The sequence below is a fragment of the Flavobacterium lipolyticum genome (assembly GCF_020905335.1).
Lineage (GTDB): Bacteria > Bacteroidota > Bacteroidia > Flavobacteriales > Flavobacteriaceae > Flavobacterium > Flavobacterium lipolyticum.
This window is the reverse complement of sequence record NZ_JAJJMN010000002.1, coordinates 1,190,259-1,213,391: the sequence shown is the minus strand read 5'-3', so window position 1 is coordinate 1,213,391 and position 23,133 is coordinate 1,190,259. Positions and strand designations below refer to the sequence as shown.

Sequence of the window (23,133 nt, the reverse complement as noted above, 5' to 3'; positions counted from 1 at the left end):
CGGGACAAATAAAGGTCAAAAAAAAATAGTTACCAAAATGATAACTATTTTTAAGTATAATTTTAAGAAATATTAGATTCTGAAAATTCCTCCAACCGCAATAATTCGCTGTAAATAGAAAAAGTCCTGTGACGCCCTGTCTTCATTACTTTGACTAGTTCTGATATCCTGCATGTTGATGTAGCCACCTTTTAACTCACCCTGTACATAGAAATACTTGAAGAATGTGAAGTTGATTCCTGCTTTTGCTGAAAGACCATAGCCTGAAATATGAAAATCATCGTGACGTTCTTTTCCTAAAAGAGTCGTATTGGTTTTAGGATATAAAACTCCAACACCTAAACCTTCTGTTAAGTTAATTTGTACTTTGTCAGTATTTGGCAAGCCAAACCATTGCGAAATATCGTCATGTCTGGAAACCTCTGTATTAATATAGTTCAAGCCATCTGTATGTTCGTACATTAAAAAAGCGGGACCATTTTGTTGGATCTCACCTTTTCCGAAACCACCTTCCTGAGCACCGCCCTGAGACATGTCTACAGGTCTATTGTTGTAAACACCATTGTAAATAGATCCGGTCTGATCAGCAGGTAAATTAATATAACCATTTACATTTGCTATCTGATTTTGAGCCATCACATATTTCATATGATCCCAACCAACAGAAACACTGTAATGGTCACTAAAAAAATACCCCATTCTAAAGTTGGTTTGCGGAATCGTCATGTTGACCGGGTTAACATAATCAATATGCCATCCTTTTGGTTTATCATGAGCTCTCATATTATCAACTGTAAAGTTGTAGTCTTTTCCTCTGAAATTTACATCAGATTTAGTGTAGCTTTCTCTGTTTCCTCCCCAGGAAACAAAAAACTTACCTTTATTATGAGCAGTATATCTTTGTACTGTAATTTCTTCCTGTGCGAAAGTGTTTACTGAAAAACACAGCAAAAAGAAGAATAAATAAGTTGTTTTCAATGAAATGGTATTAAGAAATTAAAATGAGTTAACCGTTTTTCTGATCGCTACTAATTTGGTCATTAGGCCTTCGAAATAGTCTAAATGAAGCATATTAGCACCATCACTTTTGGCATTAGCAGGATCGAAATGAGTTTCGATAAAGATACCGTCAACACCAACAGCAATACCTGCTTTGGCAACTGTTTCGATCATGTCCGGTCTTCCGCCCGTAACACCGGCAGTCTGGTTAGGTTGTTGTAACGAGTGAGTTACATCCAGAACTGTAGTAGCGTATTGTTGCATAGTAGGGATTCCTCTATAATCAACAATCATATCCTGATAACCAAACATAGTACCACGATCTGTCACCATAACATTTTCGTTGTTACAATCCAGTACTTTTTGTACCGCATGTTTCATGCTTTCCGGACTCATGAATTGTCCTTTTTTCAGATTGACGGTTTTTCCTGTGTTTGCAGCAGCAACAACCAAATCAGTTTGACGAACCAGAAAGGCTGGAATTTGCAAAACGTCAACGTATTGTGCGGCCATAGCAGCATCTTCATTGGTATGAATATCAGTTACGGTTGGAACGTTAAAAGTCTCTGAAACTTTTCGTAATATTTTTAATGCTTTTTCGTCACCAATTCCTGAGAAACTATCGATTCTTGAACGGTTGGCTTTTTTAAAAGATCCTTTAAATACAAAAGGAATCTGAAGGTTGTCGGTAATACCAACTAATTTTTCTGCAATTCTAAGAGCCATTTCTTCTCCTTCAATAGCGCAAGGTCCTGCTAATAAAAAGAAGTTGCCGCTTTCAGTATGCTTAATTTGTGGAATATGTTGTATGTTCATAGTATGTTTTTTTGACAGTGCAAAGGTAGTTATGATTTATGAATAGCAGATGAAGATTTATGTTTTTTTTAAGAAGCTAATCTGGTTATCCGCTGTGTAATTTATGTTGAAATCAGGATTATTCCCTCGAGACTATTGCAAGACTTCATTCAAAATTTTAAATGTTTAAGATGAAGGGCAATATTAATGCGTTATAAAAAGATAATAAATGACATTTATCATGTTGCTTGTAAATTAGCAGTATCATGAAAAAATTACTTTTCGTAAGATCGTTTCATGAAGTATTGAATGATTATAACCACTATCAGGACAAACGTAAAAATAAGCGTGAACATAAAAAGTCCAACAAACTCCATTCCGCATCTAAGTGAATTTGGATTTTGCTCGATATATTTATTAGCATTATAGGTAGCAATGTAAAATGAGATAATGGGTACTATTATTTGCGCGATGAGACTAATTATACAAACCGTTCCGAATTTTAAAGATATAGTTTCACCAATTGCTTTTCTTCCGGCTATAATCTGAAATAGCAATGGAAGAATAAGTACAATTAAAGGTACGCTTTCTAACATAGTATAATCCTGAGTGTAACTTTATTTTTTAATTGCTCTTCAGACGCAATCCCATTGGCACCATTAAAACGCCTTTTTCATAAATGTTCAGGTAGAGTTTTACCGGCTTCTTTTGCCCGTCCCATTTCAGTTCATATACATTCAGGAACCCGGCACCCATGTCGCTTCTTTTAGTTGGAAAAGGACAACAGGTTTCCAGGCGGGTATAGGTTATTTTTTCACCATTTGGACCTGCTAAAGCATTTAAGAAACGAGTTTCATTTAGAGCTTCATTTCGGGTATTTTGAAAAAACAGGTTTACGGGATAATCAGGGTCGTAACCGTATTTTTTATCGTTGCTGAAAAGCGTAATCGAAAATGTATTGTCTTTCTTTAAAACAAGATCAGGAGCATTGTCATCTACATTTTTTAAAGTTGATTTTGTGCTTATACAAGACGTTACGCTGATAATGAGAACAATAAAAAGGGCTATTTTTTTCATGGTTTATTAATGTTGGTCCTACAAATGTAAAGCGTTTTTACTACAGATGATGAGGATTTAAAGGTTTAAAGGAAAAACGATTGTAAATCTGTTGCATCACTACATTCTGCAGTTAATCTGCTTTTTTAGTATTTAGTTTTAAAATACCAATTACAATCAGATATTGTGCCACAAGATAGGTAAGCATGATAAAAAAGGAACTTTTTTCGATGGGAGCATGAAATTTATTGAAAGCCAAAATACTATCAGAAATAACAAATGAAAGGGCACCAACTAAAACGTAAAGACTGCCTGTTTTTTTCCAACTCAGACTACCATTAAAAGCAAACAGCAACATTGTCGAAATTACGGCTGCATAAATGATTACAGGGATTTTTAATTCACCTAGATTTGGCATCAAAAATAAAACCATTCCAACCAGATAAAAAGCGATAAGCAGGCTGCCAATTGCGAAAAGAACTTTATTGATAGAAGTATTTCTCTTTGTTTGTTTGTTGAACAGGACGCAATACATGAGGTGAGCAATCAAGAAAAAAAGAAGCCCTAAAATAAAATAAATCTCACCAATATCTGCAAAAAGAAGAATTACATCACCCAGCCAGGAAAATAATAATGCTCCCAAAAGGATATTTTTTGATGGAAACTTTCCGCGAAAATAAACTCCGAATCCTAATAATGGTACCAAAACAGGTTTTAGAAATAAGTCCAGATTTTGGTATTCTAAAAACAAAATAATTAGATATAGAATGCTGACAACAATAAAGGATTTAAAAAAATAGTGATTTCTCATAATCGGTTTATGAATTAACAGGTTGGTTTCGGTAGTTTTTAAAATCAATATTTACAAAGTAAATTGTAATTAAAAAGGATAAGGTCAAATAGGTTAAAATAACAGGATTGCTAAAAGGGATAACTTGATTTAAGCCAAACCAGTCTCCATAGTACATGATGATGCCTATGGCAATACTAAAGCGTAATCCTTCCCAAAAGATGGCATATTTACTTTTGTCCATCAATTCGCTGTAACTGTAGATTGTAATCAGAATAAAAAATCCGTAGAGGAAGATATTGGGCAATCCGATTTTGGCGACATTATCAAATAAATACGTCACAAACAATAGCGTGATTAACATTTGAGTTACGGACCAGTAAATTAGCTTTTGTGAATTTTGAGTACCATATTTATTGAAGGCAAAAACATTTTCGATTTTGGTTACAGGATATTTTTCTTCAAAATTTTCAGGTCTCCAGCCGGTGGGTTTAAACCAGATTGTGAGTTTGTCTTTCCAGTTTTCGGCACGCCAGGCGTCTTTAATCAGTAAAGTTAAATGCTGAAAATTAATTCGGATAGGATTCCAGGTTTGTGCCGGTCTTGTAATACCAAAAACTGGCGGAACATCGTCTAATTCGGCCTGAAAAGTACCAAAAAGTTTGTCCCAGAAAATAAAAATCTGAGAATGGTTTTTATCTAGATATTCAGGGTTTATAGCATGATGTACCCGATGATGTGAGGGGGTAACCAGGATGTATTCCAGAAAGCCCATTTTTTTGATGTGTTTGGTATGGTACCAAAACTGCAGAAACAAATGGAGGGGCAGGGTAATGGCTATTACAGAAGCCGGAACTCCTAACAATGCGGCTGGAATTAATAAGAAGGTAAACAAATTAACCAGACTTGCGATAGGCTGGCGTAATGCGCAGGCAAGGTTAAATTCTTCACTGCTGTGGTGAATGGCATGTTTGTTCCAGAAAAGATTAATCTGATGCGCCCATCGATGACTCCAATAGCCATAAAAATCAATTACAAAAAAAGCAATACCATAAGAAAGTAGGTTGGCTTCCAGATGATAAAGCGCAATTTTAGAAACCAGCGATTCATATGAAATGAAGGTCAGACTCAATCCCAGGACGTCTTTGACTGAATTGGTAATTCCGGAGCTGATACTCGATACGCTGTCTATTAAAGGAGCGGTGTCGTTCTTTTTATAAATGCCGTATAATTTTTCGATTATAATTAATACTAAAAAAATCGGCGTTGCAATAATTAATATCTTTCCGTATTCTTCCATAAAAAAACGATTCTATTTTATTCAAATATAGAATAAAATAGAATCGTTTTTAAATTATTTGCAATTAAACAATTTCAGCGCTTAATCCGGCTTCCAAAAGTTGGGTACATTGCGGTTTTAATTTTTCAATAGGCCCTGTTTTTACAGTGCATTTTCCGTTGTAATGTACAATTAGGGAACATTGTTCTGCTTGCTCTGGCGTATGACTGCAAACACGCATCAAAGTGTCAATTACGTGATCAAAAGTGTTTACATCGTCGTTGTAAACAATGATTTCGTTATTGAAACCTGTCGCTTCCTTTTCGCGAACTCTTTCTCTTACTTTTTCTTTAGTACTCATTTTTTTAGTTTTTTGTACTGTTGTAATTACTAATTTTTTGGTCACAGTGTGCACAGATTGCATCGGAATTTAAAAGATCGATATCTGTGAACTATTTAATAAACAGATAATTAACTATCTAATTTACGTATTTTAATGAAACCCAGTTATTTCTTTGAAACTTTTTAACATATGTTAAGCCTTTTTCGGTGCAGGAAGCATCGATAAAAGGAATGTCCTCTTCATAAAAACCGCTCAAAAGCAAGATTCCTTTCGGATTTAAACAATCAACATAACTTTGCATATCGTTTAATAAGATATTTCGGTTGATGTTAGCAATGATTAAATCGTATTTTTTTCCGGCTAGCAAGGCCGCGTCGCCTTCGTAAACGGAGATGTGCTGGCAATTATTGCGTTCTGCATTTTCGATTGAGTTCAGGTAGCACCAGTTGTCGATATCAATAGCGTCAATTGGCTGAGCGCCTTTCATTTCGGCTAAAATGGCTAAAATGGCTGTTCCGCAACCCATGTCCAGTGTTTTCAAACCTTGAACATCGATTTCCAGTAAATGCTGAATCATCATGTGTGTAGTTTCATGATGACCTGTTCCGAAACTCATTTTTGGTTCGATTACAATATCAAATTCAGCGTTTGTTTTCTCATGAAAAGGAGCGCGAACATGGCATTTTCCGTCTACATCAATAGCCTCAAAATTCTTTTCCCATTCCTCATTCCAGTTGACCTGATCGATTTCCTCAATGGTATATTCGATTTTGAATTCTTCGGATTGTAAAATATAAATGTCGTCCAGAATATTCTCGTCCCATAAATCTTTTTTCACAAAAGCCGAAATTCCGTTCTCCGTTTCTGTAAAAGTCTCAAACGCTTTTTCGCCTAATTCAGCAATTAAAATTTCAGAACCCGGTTCTTTTGGTTCAATTGTAAAATGGTACCCTAAATATATATTCGACATAAAAAAAATTTTTGCAAAGGTAAGAATCCAAAGCAAAAGTTGTTCATAAATAATCAATATCCTTACCTTAATTAATGTTAATTTTGATTGGAATTTGTAAGGATTTTTAAAATATGAAGAATATCATTTTTATTTTGCTCTTTGTGGTACTTAACGGAGCAACTTGTGAGAAGGAACATGAAGTGGTTCGATCGTTTTGTTATTGGAAAACCGATTTGAATTTCGAAAACACAGATGATTCGTTGATAAAAGACTTGAAAGTAAAACATTTGTACATTCGTTTTTTTGATGTAGACTGGAATCCGTATGCTAAAGAACCTTTGCCGGTTGCCACCCTTCACGATATCAGATTAAATGAAAGCAATCCTGAAATTACCCCCAGTATTTTTATTACCAATGAAGTGGTTTTGAAATCCGGAAAAAAGCAACTGGACAGTTTGGCTGTGAGAATTGCCAAACGTATTGAACAGATAGGAATGAAAAGGAATGACTCAAAAGCCGAGAAAATAGCCAGTTCGATTGTGTATCCAAAAGATTATTACAAGCAGGAGAATCGTAAACAGTTGAATTATGATTCGGTAAAATCGAGTGAAATGGCAAAATTGAAAGTTGATTTTAAAGAAATCCTGATTGATTGTGACTGGTCGGAAAAATCAAAAGACAATTATTTTTACTTGTTAAAGCAAATCAAGAAAAACTATCCTGCGACTGCAGTTTCGGCTACCATAAGACTCTGGCAATACAAATATGCTTCAAAAGCAGGAATTCCACCTGTAGATAAAGGCTTGCTGATGTGTTACAATTTGAGTAAACCGGAAGATTTTACTACCAAAAATTCCATAGGAACCAGCGAAGAATTGGCACAATATATTACACACAACCAATACGGTTTAAAGCTTGATATTGCTCTGCCATTGTACAGTTGGGCAGTTGTTTTCAGAGGCAATCAGTTTAAGGGAATTTTATCCGATTATGACAGGATTCAAAACGATACCGTTAAATTAAAAAAAGTATCAGACGCTAAATATATACTGCAAGACGATATTTTAGTGGGACAGACTTATTTGAGAAACGGGGACGAAATCAGGATTGAGAAAATTTCTGAAGACGAACTTGACAAAATGATTTCGATCGTAAAAAGTAAAATTCCAATCGACAGTCAGACCAAAGTGACGTTTTTCTCTTTCGATAAAAAATACATCAACGATTATGGAACCCAAAATATATCCGGTTATTATGCGCGTTTTTAGCTCTTTACTTTTTGTTTTTAGTGTTCAGGTCTCTTTGGCTTGTGGGTGGAGTGTTTCGCCTGAGACCAGCAGACTGGCTTTGTTTAAAGCGCAAAGGGAAGGATTTTTTAAGCTGACACCTTTTTATTATTCGGCCGATAATTACTACGATACCCATACTGTTTCGGGAGCAGATCAGGAATTGAATTGTACAGAGTGGAAGAAAAAACTGGGCAGTCAGGTCGATCCAAAAGACGTACATGTTATTTTGTACGAAACGGATGCTGAGAAATTTGAAACCGCTTACGAAACGAAATCGCTGAAAAAAGTTTTTGATAAGAACACTTTTATTGAAGCCTTATTACTTTCAAAGAATAAGGCGCTTCTCAATTATATTTTGTTTGCGAAAAAATTAGAGTACAACAGTAATCCTGATGTGAAATGGGAGTCGTGGGGTAATATTGGTTATGACAGTAAAGATCATAAAATAGCCGATGTTAGTGATTTCGAAAAGAAAATCAAAACGGCAAAAGATTCTTTTTTGAAACAGCGTTATGCCTTTTTACTGTTGAGGTACAGTTTTTATGCCTCTGATAAGAATGAAGTGATTCGTTTGTACGATACTTATTTTGCAGCTGATAAAAACACGATCTTAAGCCCCTGGGCTTTGTATTATAAAGCTTTATGTGTTGAGGATTTAGCTTTGCAGAATTATTTACTGAGTAAAGTATTTGTTTCCTGCGAAGAGAAATCATTTGCGGTTTTGCAGCATTACAACTGGAAATTAACAGCAGAGACTTTGGCATTGGCTCAAAACGATGAAGAGCGCAGTGTGATTCTGGCCATTGAAGGCTTGCGCAATCCGGCACCAGGTTTGAAAAACATTCAGGAGGTTTACGAGTTGAGTCCGAACAGCTTGTATTTGAGTTTTTTGATCGGGAGGGAAGTGAACAAACTTGAAGATTGGATTTTTACACCCCAATACACCAATGACAGAACTCCTTCGGTGGTTTTTGACAGTACCGTCTGGTATGAAAATTATGCCAAAGCAAAGGAGGAGAATTTCAGGAATGATATTTTGTATTTAAGGGAATTAGAATATTATTTGATTTCCATCAGAGAGCAGACTTCAGGCGAGCAAAAGGACTATATCACAGCAGCGATTGCACAGCTTTGTTTTATAGGAGACGAAATTGACCTGGGAAAGAAATACACGGATATGATTTCAGAAAAGGCCAATTCTTCGATACAAATGCAAAAGAATATTCAGTTAGCATTGGTTTCTTTAAAGCAGGACGATTTGAAAAATAACGAGGTTCAAAATCAGCTTTTTAAATATTTTGATTCGGTTGAAAATTTGGTGGAAACCGATTTAGGTTTGTTTAAGAATTTATACAGTTTGTATCGAATCGCCAGCAAAGATTTTGCTGCAAAAGGCGATCGCGTGACAGCAGGTTTGCTGGCGATGAAATCAGATATTAAAAACGAAGGAGAATACTCCGCCTACAATACGCCTTATTTTTACAGTTATATTGGTTACTTTGACCGGAATAGTGCAACCGAGGCAGATATAGATCGTTTGATAGCACTTCAGGAAAAAAAAGACAAAACGCCTTTCGAAAGGTATATCTGTTCAGGAACAATAGCGCCAAATGTCAATTATTATAAAGATCTGAAAGGAACGATTGCATTCCGAAATAATAATTTGGAGCTGGCTTACCAAACTTTTGCCAGTATGCCGAAAGATTTTTGGGAGAAAAATTATGCGTATAAAGACTTTTTAAACGAGAATCCGTTTACGCCCAAAATTCTGCAAAGAGATACAGAGCGAAAGTTCGACTATCGTTTTAATAAAGCCGATTTTATTGCGCAGTTGATTCAGCTAAAAAAACAAAATACCGCGACAAGCAATCTGAAACTGGCACATGCTTATTTTAATGTGTCGTATTTGGGGAATTCCTGGATGATGACGGCGTACGATTGGACTTCGGGTGAATCGTATGTGGATTATGTGTATGGAGATAATTCAGAAAATGAAAAGAAATATCAAAAAGGCAATTACTATAATTTGACCATGGCCAAAATGTATTACGAGAAAGCCTTGAAAATGTCTAAAAATACAAATGAAAAAGCCCTGGCAAGTTTAATGATTTTTGAATGCAAGTATTACAATCACTACGCCAATATTGTTTCAACGGAGGAAGAAGAAAAGAACCCGTTTAAAGCAGGGCAGGAGCTGATTAATTTCTATTCGGTTTATAGAAAAACGACTGCTTTTCAAAAATACAATTGTCCTTTGTTAGAATCGTATCTTAAGTAATAGGGAGCAGACAGTTCATAAAAAAAAGCGTTCGGGTTTTACGAACGCTTTTTTTTTATGAGATTCTAAGATTCTAAGATTCTGAGGTGCTGAGTTTCTAAGTTTCTAAGTTTCTGAGACTCTATTATTCTCAATGATTTAATTAGCTGAAATGTCTAATAATCTGAGTTTCTGAGATTCTAAGGTTCTGAGATTCTAAGTTTCTGAGACTCTATTATTCTCAATGATTTAATTAGCTGAAATGTCTAATAATCTGAGATTCTAAGTTTCTGAGATTCTAAGTTTCTGAGACTCTATTATTCTCAATGATTTAATTAGCTGAAATGTCTAATAATCTGAGATTCTAAGATTCTAAGTTTCTGAGACTCTATTATTCTCAATGATCTAATTAGCTGAAATGTCTAATAATCTGAGATTCTAAGGTTCTGAGATTCTAAGTTTCTAAGACTCTATTATTCTCAATGATTTAATTAGCTGAAATGTCTAATAGTCTGAGTTTCTAAGTTTCTGAGATTCTAAGGTTCTAAGATTCTAAGTTTCTGAGACTCTATTATTCTCAATGATTTAATTAGCTGAAATGTCTAAGTTTCTAAGATTCTAAGATTCTAAGACTCTAAGATTCTAAGTTTCTGAGACTCTATTATTCTCAATGATCTAATTATCTGAAATGTCTAAGTTTCTGAGATTCTAAGATTCTAAGACTCTAAGATTCTAAGTTTCTAAGACTCTATTATTCTCAATGATCTAATTATCTGAAATGTCTAATAGTCTGAGTTTCTAAGTTTCTGAGATTCTAAGGTTCTAAGATTCTAAGTTTCTGAGACTCTATTATTCTCAATGATCTAATTATCTGAAATGTCTAAGTTTCTGAGATTCTAAGATTCTAAGACTCTAAGATTCTAAGTTTCTGAGACTCTATTATTCTCAATGATCTAATTATCTGAAATGTCTAAAAATCTAAAAATCTAATAATCTAAAGTTCTAACAATCTAAAGATCTAAAGATCTAAAGATCTAAAGATCTAAAGACCTAGACAGCAGTAACAATCGCTAAAAAGTCATCTGCTTTTAAAGCTGCACCACCAATTAAACCACCATCTACATCTGGTTTAGAGAAGATTTCTTTAGCATTTTCAGGTTTAACAGAGCCACCGTAAAGAATAGAAACTTCATCAGCGATAGTTGCGCCAAATGCTTTACGAACAACCTCTCTGATAAATTCGTGCATTTCCTGTGCTTGCTCCGGTGAAGCCGTTTCTCCTGTTCCGATTGCCCAAACCGGCTCGTAAGCCAAAACAATCTTAGACCATGATTCTTTTGCGATCTGGAATAATCCGTCGCGCAATTGGTTTTCAACAATATTAAAGTGATTGTCAGACTGACGGTCTTTTAATTCCTCTCCAAAGCAGAAAATTACAGTCATGTCATGTTTTAGAGCAGTGTCTACTTTATTAGCAATTAAGGCATCAGTTTCGTGAAAAATAGCTCTACGCTCAGAGTGACCCAGAATTACGGTATTTACATCCACACTGGTTAGCATGTCAGCAGAAATTTCTCCTGTAAAAGCACCGCCTTCAGCCTGATGAACGTTTTGCGCTGCAACACCGATAGTGGTGTTTTTTAATTTAGTAGCTGCTGCCTGCAAGTTTACAAAAGTTGGTGCTACAATTACTTGTGCGGTAGTTTGTGCAGGTATTTTAGCGATTAATTCGTTTAATAATTCTTCAGTTTGTGCTGCGTTTTTATGCATTTTCCAGTTTCCTGCAACAATCTTTTTTCTCATTGTGGTAGTTTTTTATTTTTTGCTTTTATTTTATTCACGTTTACCATTGCAATTGCAATGCATATTGCGGTTTTATTTTAAACCTTTTAAGGTTTCATTGATCTTGTCAAAATCTTTTTCAATGGCACGATAGAGTACAATTTTCCCGGTTTTGTCTACAATGATGTATCTCGGAATCCAGTCTAAATCAATTGCTTTTCCAAAAACACCTTTCATACCGTCGTTCATCATAAAATGATCGCCTTTTAATTCGTGTTTTTCAATTCCGGCTTTCCATTTGTCAGCAGTTTTGTCAGCAGAAAGGAATAAGTAAGAAACAGTAGGGTTATTGGCTTGTAGCTCTTTTAAATGAGGCATTGCTTTAACACAGTCGCCACACCAGGAAGCCCAAACTTCGATTAACAAAGTTTTGCCTTTGTATTTTTTTAAAATGTTTTTGAAAGCAACCTGACTATCATCGGCTGCTAATAATTTTTCAGACAAAGCTTCTTTAGAAAAACTGGTTTTCTGAGCTTGTGAGCATGAAAAAGTGATAAATGCAATAAAGATTAGCGTTATTTGTTTCATAGTGGTAAATGATTTCGAACAAAGTTAAACAAACAAATGGAATGCCAATCGGACATTAACAAAAATTGAAGACTCGTTTATTTTATCACAAATCAGCCAATTTCGGTTAAAAAAAGAGGAGTGAAATCGTAATAGTTGAGGGAATAAACTTCAAAATGGAATGAATTTTTAAAAGTAAATCTGTGAAAAAGCAAAAAAGAGAAATATTTTTTTGGGAACGATAAGTTTTTGGCGGGAAAAAAACGTCAGATTGACTTTAAAAAAAGCTTCCTGAAATACGTATTTGAAACGTATTAAAATGGAATCTTATACCGTTTTAATGAAGATATCTAAGAGGAGTAAAAAAAACAAAGTCCGCAACGTTTTTATAACGTTGCGGACTTTGTTAGATTCTTGTAACCTTTCGGGTTGAATGCTATTTTATAATTTTAAATCGCTGATATCGTTATAATGTACTTTTTGAACCACAGTTCCATTTTGCAGCACTACGATACTTGGATTAGCTCTTTCGATTGTTTTTAGCGTAGTGGCATCACAGAAATAGAAGTCAACATCTAAGCCGTATTGTTTTTTTGCTTTTGTAATTTCATCAGGACCTGAAGAGGTCATTGCAATTACTTTATAACCTTTGGTTTTTGCCTCTTTGTTCAGTGTTTCTAATTTTTTCATTCCCTCAGGATTAGACAATGTTAAATCATACGTTACAAATATCAATAATTTAGGCTCTTTCAATAATTCGTCTTTGTAATCAGAATCGTCTTTAGTCATCGTAAAATCGTGAATTGGCGGCACATAACCTTCTGTAATTACTTTGTCTTTGCGGTCTACAAACGTAGCACCTTCCGGAATGTTCATCAGGTCTTTTTCTGTAAACTCTTTATCAACACCGTTTACTTTGTAGATGAAAATCATTTCAACCACAGATTTTGGGGCGCCTTCCGGAATCTCCATTCCCTTCTCGATATTGCTTCCTACTTTGTACGGACGGAAATCTTTGATCGGATTGTGGTTGAGTACCCAAACCGCCATAATAACACACAAAATGATACTTACCAAAGTAAGCATATTGGTGATGAATTTGGAGAATAATGGTTTAACCAGTTTTTTATTGATGAACAGTATCAGAATAAAGAAAAGTAAAACAATATCTTTGGTGAAAGATTGCCAAGGGGTTAAGTGTAAAGCATCTCCAAAACATCCACAATCTTTTACAACGTCAAAATAAGCAGAGTAAAAGGTAAGGAAAGTGAAGAAAACGATTAACAATAACAAAGCCCAAATCGTAAGTTTTGATTTGTATCCTACCAATAACATCACCCCCAGAACTACTTCCAGAATTACTAAAAAGATGGCTAATCCTAAAGCCAATGGCTCCAGAAACGGCATGTTAAAAACAGGCTCACTGAAATACTCGGCTAATTTATAGGAGAAACCAACCGGATCGTTTAGTTTAATTAGTCCGGAAATAATAAAAAGTACTCCGACAAATAATCTGGAAAATTGGGTAATGATGTTTTTCATAAAAATAATGATTTTAAAACTCCAAAACTAAAATTCCAAATTCCAACTTTTTCAATAAAATTTGGGATTTGGGATTTTTAAGATTGAAATTTTATTTAGTGATAGGATTTAAGATTAAAGCAAAAACAGAATAATTAATCATGTCCTGATAATTGGCATCGATGCCTTCAGATACTATAGTTTTCCCCTTATTGTCTTCGATTTGTTTTACGCGAAGTATTTTTTGCAGAATCAAATCCGTCAGGGAACTTACGCGCATGTCGCGCCAGGCTTCGCCATAATCATGATTTTTGGCTTCCATTAACTCTTTGGTTCGTTTTACCTGAGCATCGTACAGTTCAGTTGCTTTTTCAACATCTAAATCAGGCTGATCAACAACTTCAAGCTCTAACTGAATCAGTGCCATGATCGAATAATTGATGATTCCAATGAATTCGCCTTTTTCATCTTCGTCTATTTTACGGACTTCATTTTCCTGCAGACTTCTGATTCTTTGTGCTTTTATAAAAATCTGATCGGTTAAGGATGGCAATCTTAATATGCGCCATGCACTGCCGTAATCTTTCATTTTATTAATAAACAAAGTACGGCAAACCGTAATTACATTATCAAATTCAAGGGAAGTATTCTTCATTTATTGCTGTATATTTGCTGAAAATTTCTTCAAAAATAGGGATAATATTAAAGAGTTTCAAGTTTCAGGTTTTCTTTGTTTCAAGTTTTTTCTAAACAAAGTGTTAATGCCGGATTTTGAAACTATAAATAAAAGTTTTAGGTTTCAGGTTTCAGGTTGACGCAGATCGTGTAGTTTTCTTAACTTGAAACCTGGGTAGAGTTTAAAAAAGTTTCAGGTTTCAGGTTTCGAGTTGATACAGATTGTGTAAGTTCCGGAACTTGAAACCCGGGAAGAGTTTAAAAAAGTTTCAGGTTTCAGGTTTCAAGTTGATACAGATTGTGTAAGTTGCGGAACTTGAAACCTGAAACCTGAAACAAAGAAAACCTGAAACTTGAAACTTGAAACAAAGAAAACCTGAAACAAAAAAATAAGAACAAATGACAATTAATTGCAAAGGCCAGCTTATCGATTTATCGGTTCCAAAAGTAATGGGAATTTTAAATGTGACCCCTAATTCTTTTTTTGACGGTGGAAAGTATAAAAATGAAGATGAAATAATTGATCAGGTTGGTAAAATGCTTTCTGAAGGTGCTGCATTTATTGATATTGGAGCTTATTCCAGTAAGCCGAGTGCAGAATTTGTATCAGAACAAGAGGAAATTGAACGAATTGTTCCGGCGATCGAATTGATTTTAAAACATTTCCCAAAGGCTTTATTGTCGATTGACACGTTTAGAGCCGAAGTTGCCAAAGCAAGTATCGAAAGCGGTGCAGCCATTATTAATGATATTGCGGCAGGGGAGTTAGATGATAAAATGTTTGAAGTGATTGCGCACTACAATGTGCCATACATCATGATGCACATGCGGGGCAATCCGCAAACGATGCAGAGTCTCACACAATACGACGATATTGTAAAAGAGATGTTGTTTTATTTCTCAGAAAAGGTAAAAAAAGCAAGAAGCTTTGGAATCAATGATCTCATTTTAGATCCGGGTTTTGGCTTTGCTAAAACGACCGATCAGAATTATGAAGTAATGCAAAAAATGGAGCTTTTTAATGTGTTAGAATTACCAGTTTTAGCCGGGATTTCAAGAAAATCAATGATTTATAAAACGCTTGATATAACGCCACAGGAAGCTTTAAACGGAACAACATTTTTAAATACTATTGCATTAACCAAAGGGGCAAAAATTCTTCGTGTTCACGATGTAAAAGAAGCAGTGGAATGTGTTACTTTGTTTAATAAACTGAAAGTATAAGTATATGAATGACAACTTTATGTGGGTTTTATGTTAAAAAAATAAATTATGAAATACTTTACGCTGATTCTTGCTTTCCTTCTTTTATCCTGTGGTAAAAAAGAGGACGTTTTACTTCCAAAATCCAATGTTACGATTGTAAAAGATGTGGAAGATCTTTCACCAATTTATATCTTCTTTAAAACCGAAGGAAAAGACACCATCGCCGATGTGAACCGAAAAAGCAGCATTATTTCAACCAATTGGATTTTCAATATTGACAAGCGTCTGCCTTTAAAATTGGTCATTCCGGAAGTAATGAAATTACAAGAGAAAAAGCGAGCTGACAGTGCCCATAAAAACGAAAATGCTAAAAATTATTATTCCTACGCCGATTCGATCGGAAAGAACTTAGCTTTCCTGCCTTTCACTAAGGTGTATTACAAAATGGAAGTTGCCAACAACAGAAGCCAGTTGTATTTTAAAAAGAACGGGATGATACAATACAGCGGAAGAAAAACATATGATTTCCCTAAAAATGATTTGCCAAAGTTTTTAGACAGTTTAATCATCAATCCAAAAGCGCAGATTACTTTTTCATTTGATAAAAATATATCTTACGGAGAATATATTCAGTACAAAACTTTCCTCGAAAAATTAGAATTAAAGCAAAAATCTCTTGTTTTTATAAACAAAGAAGAAGAGTTTGTGTTTTAGCTTTAGGCTGTAAGCTTTAAGCAATAAGCAATAAGTTGTATTAGCTAAGAAGAGCAATTAATAATTAACAATTGATAATTATTGATGGTGATAAGGTTCGTTCCTTAAAATAGTAAATCCTCTATACAATTGTTCAATAAAAAACAAACGTACCATCTGGTGGGAAAACGTCATTAGCGAAAGCGAGATTTTGCCCTGTGCTTTGCTGTATACCGTATCTGAAAATCCATAAGGTCCACCAATTACGAAGACCAGAGTTTTGATTCCTGAATTCATTTTCTTTTGTAACTCTTCAGAAAAACCAACACTGGAGAAGTTTTTGCCGTTTTCATCCAATAGAATCAGTTGATCCGTTGGCGAGAGTTTCGACAGTATCAATTCACCTTCCTTTTCTTTTTGCTGACTTTCGGATAAATTCTTTACATTTTTGATATCCGGAATAATCTCCAAATCAAATTTGATATAAAACGACAAACGTTTAGTATAATCGTCAATTAAAGTTTGAAGCGATTTGTTGTCTGTTTTGCCAATGGCGATAAGTTTGATATTCATTGCTTATTTTTTGTTTTCAAAAACCGTTTCAAAATGTTCTACAATTGGAAAAGGTTCGTAGTAGTGGTGTAAGATCTTTTTCCATTGCAGATAAGCCTCAGAGGTTCTAAAACCCACTGTATGATCTTCAAGAGTATTCCAATCTACCAATAAAAGATATTTGTTTTCGACTTCAAGACATTTCTCTAAACGATGTCCTGAGTATCCATTTATAGAGGAAATGTATTGACTTGCTTTCGTAAAATCAGCTTCAAATTGAGAGGCCAATTCCGGTTTAACAAAAAGAAATGCAGCTTCCAGAATCATATTCATTATTATGATTTTATCCGCTTAATCTGCGAGAGTAATTTTTTTCCCGCAGATTAAGCAGATTTTTAGTGGTACTAGTTTTTAGAGAACTTCGCTTCGAAAGTTTTAAAACGGTTGTCCAGATCCTTAATCAATTGTTTCTTAACCGCTTCATCCTGAATAAAACTGTAGTTAATGCTGTTGTATACGTATTTTTTTATCGTTGCATAGGAAACATCAGGGTATCTTTTGGCTAGTAAAACATATTGCTCGGTCATATTGGTTCTCAAAATTCCGGCATCGTCTGTACTGATTACAATAGGCACATTAAATTCTTTGTAAAGTGTAAACGGATGTCTGTTTTCCTTTACTTTCAAAATAAACTCGTTACTGGTTAAGTTAATCTCGATTGGAATATTTCTTTGAGCCATGTGACGCAATAAATCATAAGAATTTGCTTCATACGCAATGTCAACGCCATGTCCGATTCTGTTGGCTCCGGCGATGTGAATAGCGTCGTTGATGTGCCAGGTTAATTCTTCCGGCTGAACCAGTCCTAAAGTCAGTTCACCGGCATGAAGCGTGTATTTTACATTAGGAAACTTAGAATTACAGTATTTAAACATGACCATGTGCAGCCAGTAATCCTTCATGGAGTTTTCGCCATGTTCCGGTGAAACAATGTTTACACCTGCAACCAATTTGCTGTCGTTGGCAGAAATAAAGGCAATCGTCAGGTTTTTAAATAAATCTACAGGATCCATAAAGCGAAGGACAAAATTCTGATAGCGCATCGTAAAGCGCTCGTCGTCAATTTTCAGATCCTTGTGCAGTTTGGTAATAAAATTAGTGTTGAAGTCTGCAGCATATTTTTTGGCTTCTTTCTTTTGAAGTGATTGGTACAATTCGTCTAAAAGCTTTAGAGCCGCTTTTTCATCTTTTTGAGTCGCGGTCTGACGAAGTTTTGCATTGAAATCAGTAAGGTCAGAAACATTCATATCACACGGAATTGTTGATAATTGAGTTTCAATATAACTTACATTTTCAGCCAGAGCACGTTTTTTTAATTCCAGCATTCCTTCAGCGAAATGACCCTGGATTGTTGATTCGAATTTTTGGAAAGAATCAAAAAACAAATCATCAGAAGGAACACTTACCCCGTTATAATCTTTAGCCGACCAGGTTTGCATGATTTGCTGCTCATAATAAGCCAGTTTTCCATCGTTTTTTAGAGAAGAGAACGTTTGCCAGTTGCCTATTGAAGGTTTGGTTTTAGATACCGCCATCGTTTCTGTATTCAGATAAAAATCTTCTGCAATAGCTCTTTCTAAAAGAGGTTCTGCATAAATCGATCCGGAAAAATGATGGTGTAAATCACCGCCTTTTGGCATTTGTTGGAAGAAAGCTGTGGAGAGCGCTTCGTTATTTCTTATTTTTTCTAAATAACTATCAGCCGTTTGAGAAAAACCGATCTGTGCTATGAAAATACAGAAAAGTGTAATTATCCTTGTCATACTCTAAGTTTAAATTACATGCAAATATACGAGTTTCTGCCGAGATTTAAAAATTGATTTCGTTGTGTTGTTTTTTTACCGCCAAGAGCGCAAGGTTTTGTGATGTGCTAAATTTTATATAAACGCAAAGTTCACAACGCTTTACCTAAAAAAACTTTGCGAACTTTGCGTAATTCTTTGCGAGCCTTGCGGTTCGAAAAAAACTTCTTAAAAGATTTAGGTTACGCTCTGCTGGAGCAGATTTTGGGAATAATTTTTACCGCCAAGAGCGCAAGGTTTTGTTATGTGCTAAATTTTATATAAACGCAAAGTTCGCAACGCTTTACCTAAACAACTTTGCGAACTTTGCGTAATTCTTTGCGAGTCTTGCGGTTCAAAAAAAAACTTAGAACCTCAGTCCCTCAGCCTCTTTAAGAAAAAAGTACGTCGTGAATTTCCTCGACCTTATCAAAAACGCTTTTTGCAAAAGGACAAAGCGGGATAATTTTCAGGTTATTAGTTCGGGCATATTCTACAGCGGCCATGACCAGTTTTTTACCGACGCCTCTTCCGTTAAATTCCTCATTTACTTCGGTATGGTCGATGATGAATTTTGAATCACCAGCCCAGGTATAAGTCATTTTTCCGGCTTGTTTTCCGTCTTCTACAGCTTCAAAATAGCCTCTTCTTGTATCGTTTATTTGTTGAATTTCCATGATGTGTTATATTAGTGTGGTTTTTATTTCGATTGAATTTGTTAATGTTTTATGTATCGGACAGCTGTTAGCAATGGCTTCAAGACGTTGTCTTTGCTTGTCGTCGACCTCGCCGATAATTTCTATTTTTCTTGTAAACAAGGAGATTTTTTGGTCGAGATCTCTTTCAAAGTCAACTTTGATATTGATTTCGGTAACCTCCCATTGTTTGCGATTGATATACATGCGAAGTGTGATCAAAGTACAGGAGGCCAGAGAAGAGGCCAACAGTTCTGACGGACTAAATCCTAAGTTTTTGCCCCCCATTTCTTGTGGCTCATCTGCAATTACAATATTTCCGCTGGCAGATGTGATCTCCGTGCGATACAAACGGGTATCGATATGTGCTGATAGTGTATTCATAAGTTATCTCATTTTAGGATCAGGTAAAGGAACAAATTCAGTTTCACCCGGAACCTTAGGGAAAGTCTGTTCTGTCCAGTCTTTTTTAGCTTTTTCTATTCGGTTTTTATCAGAGGAAACAAAATTCCAAAAGATAAAATGTTCTTCCGGAAAGGGCTGTCCCCCAAAAATATAAACCGTTGTGTTTTCGGCTATTTCGAACTCGCATAAAGTACTGTCATTGGTAATCAGAATTTGTTTCGGATCGTAAATGTGTTCACCGCTTTTAATACTTCCTTCCAAAATGTATAAACCGCTTTCGCCAAAAAGATCCTTTCCAATGTTGATTTTTCGGGCTTCGGTGCTTTTGATTTCAATAAAATAAAGCGGACTATACACAGGAACAGGTGATTTTTTACCAAATGCTTCTCCCGCGATTAATTTATACGAAACGCCATCTTCTTCCCAGCTCGGAATATCACTGGCTTCTACATGTGTAAAGTCCGGATCCATTTCTTCCAGTTCTTTAGGTAATGCCACCCAAATTTGAAGACCGTGAAGCATCTTGTCAGAATGTCTTAAATATTCAGGAGTTCGCTCTGAATGTACGATCCCTTTTCCGGCTGTCATCCAGTTTACGGCACCGGGTTTTATTTGCAGTTCGGTACCCAGACTGTCGCGATGCATAATGCTGCCTTCAAATAAAAAAGTCAAAGTAGAAAGTCCGATATGCGGATGTGGAGGAACATCCATATTTTGATACTGATTTAAATGTGCGGGACCCATATGGTCGATAAATACAAAAGGACCAACGGCTCTTTTTTCACGGAAAGGCAATAGACGACCTACCATAAAATTACCAATATTGGCAGCGCGTTCTTCGATGATTAAACTGATATTTGACATGTTCTTTGTTTTAGTTGAAAGCAAAATTACAGCTGTAGTCACAATCTGTAACTTAATTTAGATTAAGAAAGTTTGTTTTTGGTATTCTTTATAAAAGTAAGGAATAGAATTAAAAAGATTTGATTTGAATTGAAAAAGAACACCAATTTTCACGAACTAATTTTGTGTTATGATTGAACTCATAGAAACATAGAACCCTAAATAGGATGCGGAGGAAGATTCAGGAAAATCAAGATTTTTTCACAAAATGATGAGTCTTATTTAAAATGACTTTAATTGGTACAATCAAAAACTATGTTTCTATGTGCTTAAAAATTTACTCGATCAATTTGTGTTAATTGGTGTAATTCGCGTTCTTGTTTTAATCATTCAATCAATTCAAACTCCAATGCTTCACTCTCAGTACCATTAATGATAATAGACAACTGATGTTTTCCGGTATGAAAAACACGTGTTGTAATGATTTTAAATGACTGATTTCGCTCTACTTTAATGGTTTCATTTGGGAGATAGATCTTCTCACTAATTTTAAAGACTTTTTTTGCCAGATGCCCTTTCGCTTTTTTATAATGAACAGCATATTCTAAACGAATCGTTTTCGGCTCATTATTTTTATTGTTCAGATGAAATTGAAACTGCAGATAGTCTCCAATTTTTACAATTGGTGTCTTGATTTCAAAAGAAGAAAGTTCAATATTAGCATTGTTCAGACCATAATGATTCAGAATTTCAGGATGTCCCTGTTTTAATAAAGTACGACAGCCGTGTTTGATGATTCCATCTGTTTCTTTGCTATGACCTTGCCATTTACGGGCAATTTCCAAGACGATTTGCGGATTGTCTTTTACGATATCGTTCAGGTTATTGGCGACACTTCGACGCACATATTCCGAAGGATCGTTTTTTAAATTCTCTAAAATTGGCAGAATAGAGTCAGGGTCTTTTTTTAAGTACGGAATCGCCATTGCCCAGGGTAATCTTGGTCGGCTACCTTCACTGGCCAATCTGCGAACATGATGATTTTCATGCAGAGACCATTTGGTTATTTCATCAATCATCTGTTCTTTGTATTTTAGAATAAAAGGACGAACAGCAAATTCGCAGCTTATAAATTGCGTGATAGAAACAAAGGCTTTCGCTGAAGTTTTAAAATCATCCAAGCCGTACATTTCAATATAATCGGCAAAAAATATAAATGCCAGATTGCTATCGGTAAAACTGTTTTTCTTTAAGTTTTCAATGATCTTGTCCAGTAAAGAGACAGCTTCCGGGAAATTTTCAGGCATAAATTGATGTAAAACAACCGTGGTGTGTTTCATGCGGTCTTTCCATTCTTTTTGGCTAAAATCGCCTTCGTAAATGGCTGCAATGAATTTTTGTTTGTCAAATGTTGGGTGTACTTCAGTAACAGCCTGACCAAATTGTTCGTAGAAAGAAACGGAGTAAATGTCTTTAATTAATCCCATGATTTTGTTTGAATGAACCTCAAAGATATTTAATGTTTGTTAATTATTGGAGCTGGTAAAAGATTAAGTTTAGTTAAGAGTTTAATCTTTATTTTCCTCAATCTTCGGCTAATTTTTCAATTTTAAAATCAAAGCGAAGCTTTTAAATCCACAAAATATGTCCTACTTTAGCATCATATAAAAATTTTAGGAAAATGATTAGCGAAGAACAGTTTCAAAGCGAATTACAATTATTAATCAGCAATGCAATTCGGGAAGATGTAGGTACGGGAGATTACAGTTCACTGGCTTGTATTCCGGACACGGCACATGGGCAGGCTAAATTACTGGTGAAAGACCAGGGAATTATTGCCGGTGTTGCATTGGCGAAAATGATTTTTGAATACGTAGATCCGAAATTAAAAATGAAAGTTTTTATAGAAGACGGAACTCATGTAGAATATGGTGATGTAGTTTTTGAAGTTTCAGGAAGTTCTCAGTCTATTTTAAAAGCAGAGAGAGTGGTTTTGAACAGTATGCAGCGTATGTCGGCCATTGCGACCAAAACGGATCAGTATGTGCAGCTATTGGATGGAACCGGAGCTAAAATATTAGATACCCGTAAAACGACTCCAAATTTCAGAGTTGCCGAAAAATGGGCTGTCAAGATTGGAGGAGGAGAAAACCATCGTTTTGCATTGTATGATATGGTTATGCTGAAAGACAATCATATTGATTTTGCAGGAGGAATTACATTGGCAATCAAGAAAACCAAAGAGTATTTAAAAGAGAATAATTTAGATTTAAAAATTATTGTTGAGGCCAGAAATTTAGATGAGATTCGCGAAATTTTATTAAGTGAAGGCGTTCACAGAATTCTAATCGATAATTTTAATTACGAAGACACTAAAACAGCAGTGCAATTAATAGGCAATAAATGCCAGACGGAATCTTCAGGCAATATTAATGAAAAAACAATTCGTGAATACGGACTCTGCGGTGTCGATTACATTTCGTCAGGAGCACTAACGCATTCTGTTTATAACATGGATTTAAGTTTGAAGGCTTTTTAAATGAAATGTGAGATGTGAGATGTGAAATGTAAGATGTGAGTTATGAGTTATGAG

The 23,133-nt window shown here is 35.2% G+C and carries 24 protein-coding genes; 5 read left to right on the top strand and 19 right to left on the bottom strand.

What is annotated here, in order from left to right:
* Window positions 1–72: 72 nt before the first annotated feature.
* The 8 genes from LNQ34_RS21635 to prmA form a co-directional block, all read right to left on the bottom strand.
* Complete coding sequence (locus tag LNQ34_RS21635) at window positions 73–978, bottom strand: hypothetical protein (RefSeq protein WP_202702973.1); 906 nt, start codon at window positions 976–978, stop codon at window positions 73–75.
* An 18-nt stretch (window positions 979–996) separates the two neighbouring features.
* Window positions 997–1,815, bottom strand: a complete 819-nt coding sequence (kdsA, locus tag LNQ34_RS21630) for a 3-deoxy-8-phosphooctulonate synthase (RefSeq protein ID WP_017496575.1) — start codon at window positions 1,813–1,815, stop codon at window positions 997–999.
* A gap of 254 nt (window positions 1,816–2,069) precedes the next feature.
* Window positions 2,070–2,390: a hypothetical protein gene (locus LNQ34_RS21625; protein WP_230001193.1), complete on the bottom strand. Its 321-nt coding sequence runs from the start codon at window positions 2,388–2,390 to the stop codon at window positions 2,070–2,072.
* 28 nt (window positions 2,391–2,418) lie between these two features.
* Entirely contained in the window at window positions 2,419–2,871 is a 453-nt protein-coding gene (locus tag LNQ34_RS21620) for a 2-dehydro-3-deoxyphosphooctonate aldolase (RefSeq protein ID WP_202702971.1), read from the bottom strand.
* 112 nt (window positions 2,872–2,983) lie between these two features.
* Window positions 2,984–3,661, bottom strand: a complete 678-nt coding sequence (locus LNQ34_RS21615; protein WP_202702970.1) for a lysoplasmalogenase — start codon at window positions 3,659–3,661, stop codon at window positions 2,984–2,986.
* Between the two features lie 7 nt (window positions 3,662–3,668).
* Window positions 3,669–4,940 (bottom strand): sterol desaturase family protein, encoded by a 1,272-nt coding sequence (locus LNQ34_RS21610; RefSeq protein ID WP_230001192.1) that lies wholly within the window; start codon window positions 4,938–4,940, stop codon window positions 3,669–3,671.
* 64 nt (window positions 4,941–5,004) lie between these two features.
* Window positions 5,005–5,280 (bottom strand): ATP-dependent Clp protease adaptor ClpS, encoded by a 276-nt coding sequence (locus LNQ34_RS21605; protein ID WP_026109999.1) that lies wholly within the window; start codon window positions 5,278–5,280, stop codon window positions 5,005–5,007.
* A gap of 118 nt (window positions 5,281–5,398) precedes the next feature.
* Window positions 5,399–6,232 carry a 50S ribosomal protein L11 methyltransferase gene (gene prmA, locus LNQ34_RS21600; protein ID WP_017496581.1) on the bottom strand — a complete coding sequence of 278 codons (834 nt, stop codon included), beginning with the start codon at window positions 6,230–6,232 and terminating at the stop codon, window positions 5,399–5,401.
* Window positions 6,233–6,345: 113 nt separating this feature from the next.
* On the opposite strand from prmA, the gene LNQ34_RS21595 reads away from it, so the two are divergent.
* The gene (locus LNQ34_RS21595) at window positions 6,346–7,482 is read left to right on the top strand and encodes a hypothetical protein (RefSeq protein WP_202702968.1); all 1,137 of its coding nucleotides are present in this window, start codon (window positions 6,346–6,348) and stop codon (window positions 7,480–7,482) included.
* On the top strand, window positions 7,442–9,781 hold the full coding sequence (locus LNQ34_RS21590; RefSeq protein ID WP_230001191.1) for a hypothetical protein: 2,340 nt from the start codon (window positions 7,442–7,444) through the stop codon (window positions 9,779–9,781). Before LNQ34_RS21595 ends, LNQ34_RS21590 begins: the two co-directional genes overlap by 41 nt.
* Window positions 9,782–10,810: 1,029 nt before the next feature.
* Here the strand turns inward: LNQ34_RS21590 and tpiA are convergent.
* The 4 genes from tpiA to LNQ34_RS21570 all read right to left on the bottom strand — a co-directional run bounded on the left by tpiA (window position 10,811) and on the right by LNQ34_RS21570 (window position 14,285).
* Window positions 10,811–11,563 carry a triose-phosphate isomerase gene (gene tpiA / locus LNQ34_RS21585; RefSeq protein WP_230001190.1) on the bottom strand — a complete coding sequence of 251 codons (753 nt, stop codon included), beginning with the start codon at window positions 11,561–11,563 and terminating at the stop codon, window positions 10,811–10,813.
* Between the two features lie 72 nt (window positions 11,564–11,635).
* Window positions 11,636–12,130 carry a TlpA family protein disulfide reductase gene (locus tag LNQ34_RS21580; RefSeq protein ID WP_230001189.1) on the bottom strand — a complete coding sequence of 165 codons (495 nt, stop codon included), beginning with the start codon at window positions 12,128–12,130 and terminating at the stop codon, window positions 11,636–11,638.
* 420 nt (window positions 12,131–12,550) lie between these two features.
* Window positions 12,551–13,651 carry a BT_3928 family protein gene (locus LNQ34_RS21575; protein WP_230001188.1) on the bottom strand — a complete coding sequence of 367 codons (1,101 nt, stop codon included), beginning with the start codon at window positions 13,649–13,651 and terminating at the stop codon, window positions 12,551–12,553.
* 91 nt (window positions 13,652–13,742) lie between these two features.
* Entirely contained in the window at window positions 13,743–14,285 is a 543-nt protein-coding gene (locus tag LNQ34_RS21570) for a DUF1599 domain-containing protein (protein ID WP_230001187.1), read from the bottom strand.
* Window positions 14,286–14,704: 419 nt separating this feature from the next.
* Here LNQ34_RS21570 and folP point away from each other — a divergent pair, with 419 nt between their 5' ends.
* Together folP and LNQ34_RS21560 are read left to right on the top strand one after the other, a co-directional pair.
* On the top strand, window positions 14,705–15,529 hold the full coding sequence (gene folP, locus LNQ34_RS21565; protein ID WP_230001186.1) for a dihydropteroate synthase: 825 nt from the start codon (window positions 14,705–14,707) through the stop codon (window positions 15,527–15,529).
* Between the two features lie 48 nt (window positions 15,530–15,577).
* Window positions 15,578–16,225, top strand: a complete 648-nt coding sequence (locus tag LNQ34_RS21560; RefSeq protein WP_230001185.1) for a hypothetical protein — start codon at window positions 15,578–15,580, stop codon at window positions 16,223–16,225.
* Window positions 16,226–16,303: 78 nt separating this feature from the next.
* Here LNQ34_RS21560 and rlmH read toward each other — a convergent pair whose 3' ends face one another.
* From rlmH to LNQ34_RS21525, 7 genes are all read right to left on the bottom strand, one after another.
* Window positions 16,304–16,777, bottom strand: a complete 474-nt coding sequence (rlmH, locus tag LNQ34_RS21555; RefSeq protein WP_026982293.1) for a 23S rRNA (pseudouridine(1915)-N(3))-methyltransferase RlmH — start codon at window positions 16,775–16,777, stop codon at window positions 16,304–16,306.
* A gap of 3 nt (window positions 16,778–16,780) precedes the next feature.
* Entirely contained in the window at window positions 16,781–17,089 is a 309-nt protein-coding gene (locus LNQ34_RS21550; RefSeq protein ID WP_230001184.1) for an antibiotic biosynthesis monooxygenase family protein, read from the bottom strand.
* Between the two features lie 71 nt (window positions 17,090–17,160).
* Window positions 17,161–18,579, bottom strand: coding sequence for an amidohydrolase family protein (locus tag LNQ34_RS21545; RefSeq protein ID WP_230001183.1), 1,419 nt, complete (start codon window positions 18,577–18,579; stop codon window positions 17,161–17,163).
* Between the two features lie 410 nt (window positions 18,580–18,989).
* A complete protein-coding gene (locus LNQ34_RS21540) occupies window positions 18,990–19,274 on the bottom strand; it encodes a GNAT family N-acetyltransferase (protein ID WP_070908561.1) in 285 nt (94 codons plus the stop codon).
* A 6-nt stretch (window positions 19,275–19,280) separates the two neighbouring features.
* On the bottom strand, window positions 19,281–19,676 hold the full coding sequence (locus LNQ34_RS21535) for an OsmC family protein (protein WP_202703762.1): 396 nt from the start codon (window positions 19,674–19,676) through the stop codon (window positions 19,281–19,283).
* Between the two features lie 3 nt (window positions 19,677–19,679).
* Window positions 19,680–20,561, bottom strand: a complete 882-nt coding sequence (locus LNQ34_RS21530) for a pirin family protein (protein WP_230001182.1) — start codon at window positions 20,559–20,561, stop codon at window positions 19,680–19,682.
* 365 nt (window positions 20,562–20,926) lie between these two features.
* A complete protein-coding gene (locus tag LNQ34_RS21525; protein WP_230001181.1) occupies window positions 20,927–22,027 on the bottom strand; it encodes a DNA alkylation repair protein in 1,101 nt (366 codons plus the stop codon).
* 194 nt (window positions 22,028–22,221) lie between these two features.
* On the opposite strand from LNQ34_RS21525, the gene nadC reads away from it, so the two are divergent.
* A complete protein-coding gene (gene nadC, locus LNQ34_RS21520; protein WP_202703765.1) occupies window positions 22,222–23,079 on the top strand; it encodes a carboxylating nicotinate-nucleotide diphosphorylase in 858 nt (285 codons plus the stop codon).
* The last annotated feature ends 54 nt before the right edge of the window (window positions 23,080–23,133 follow it).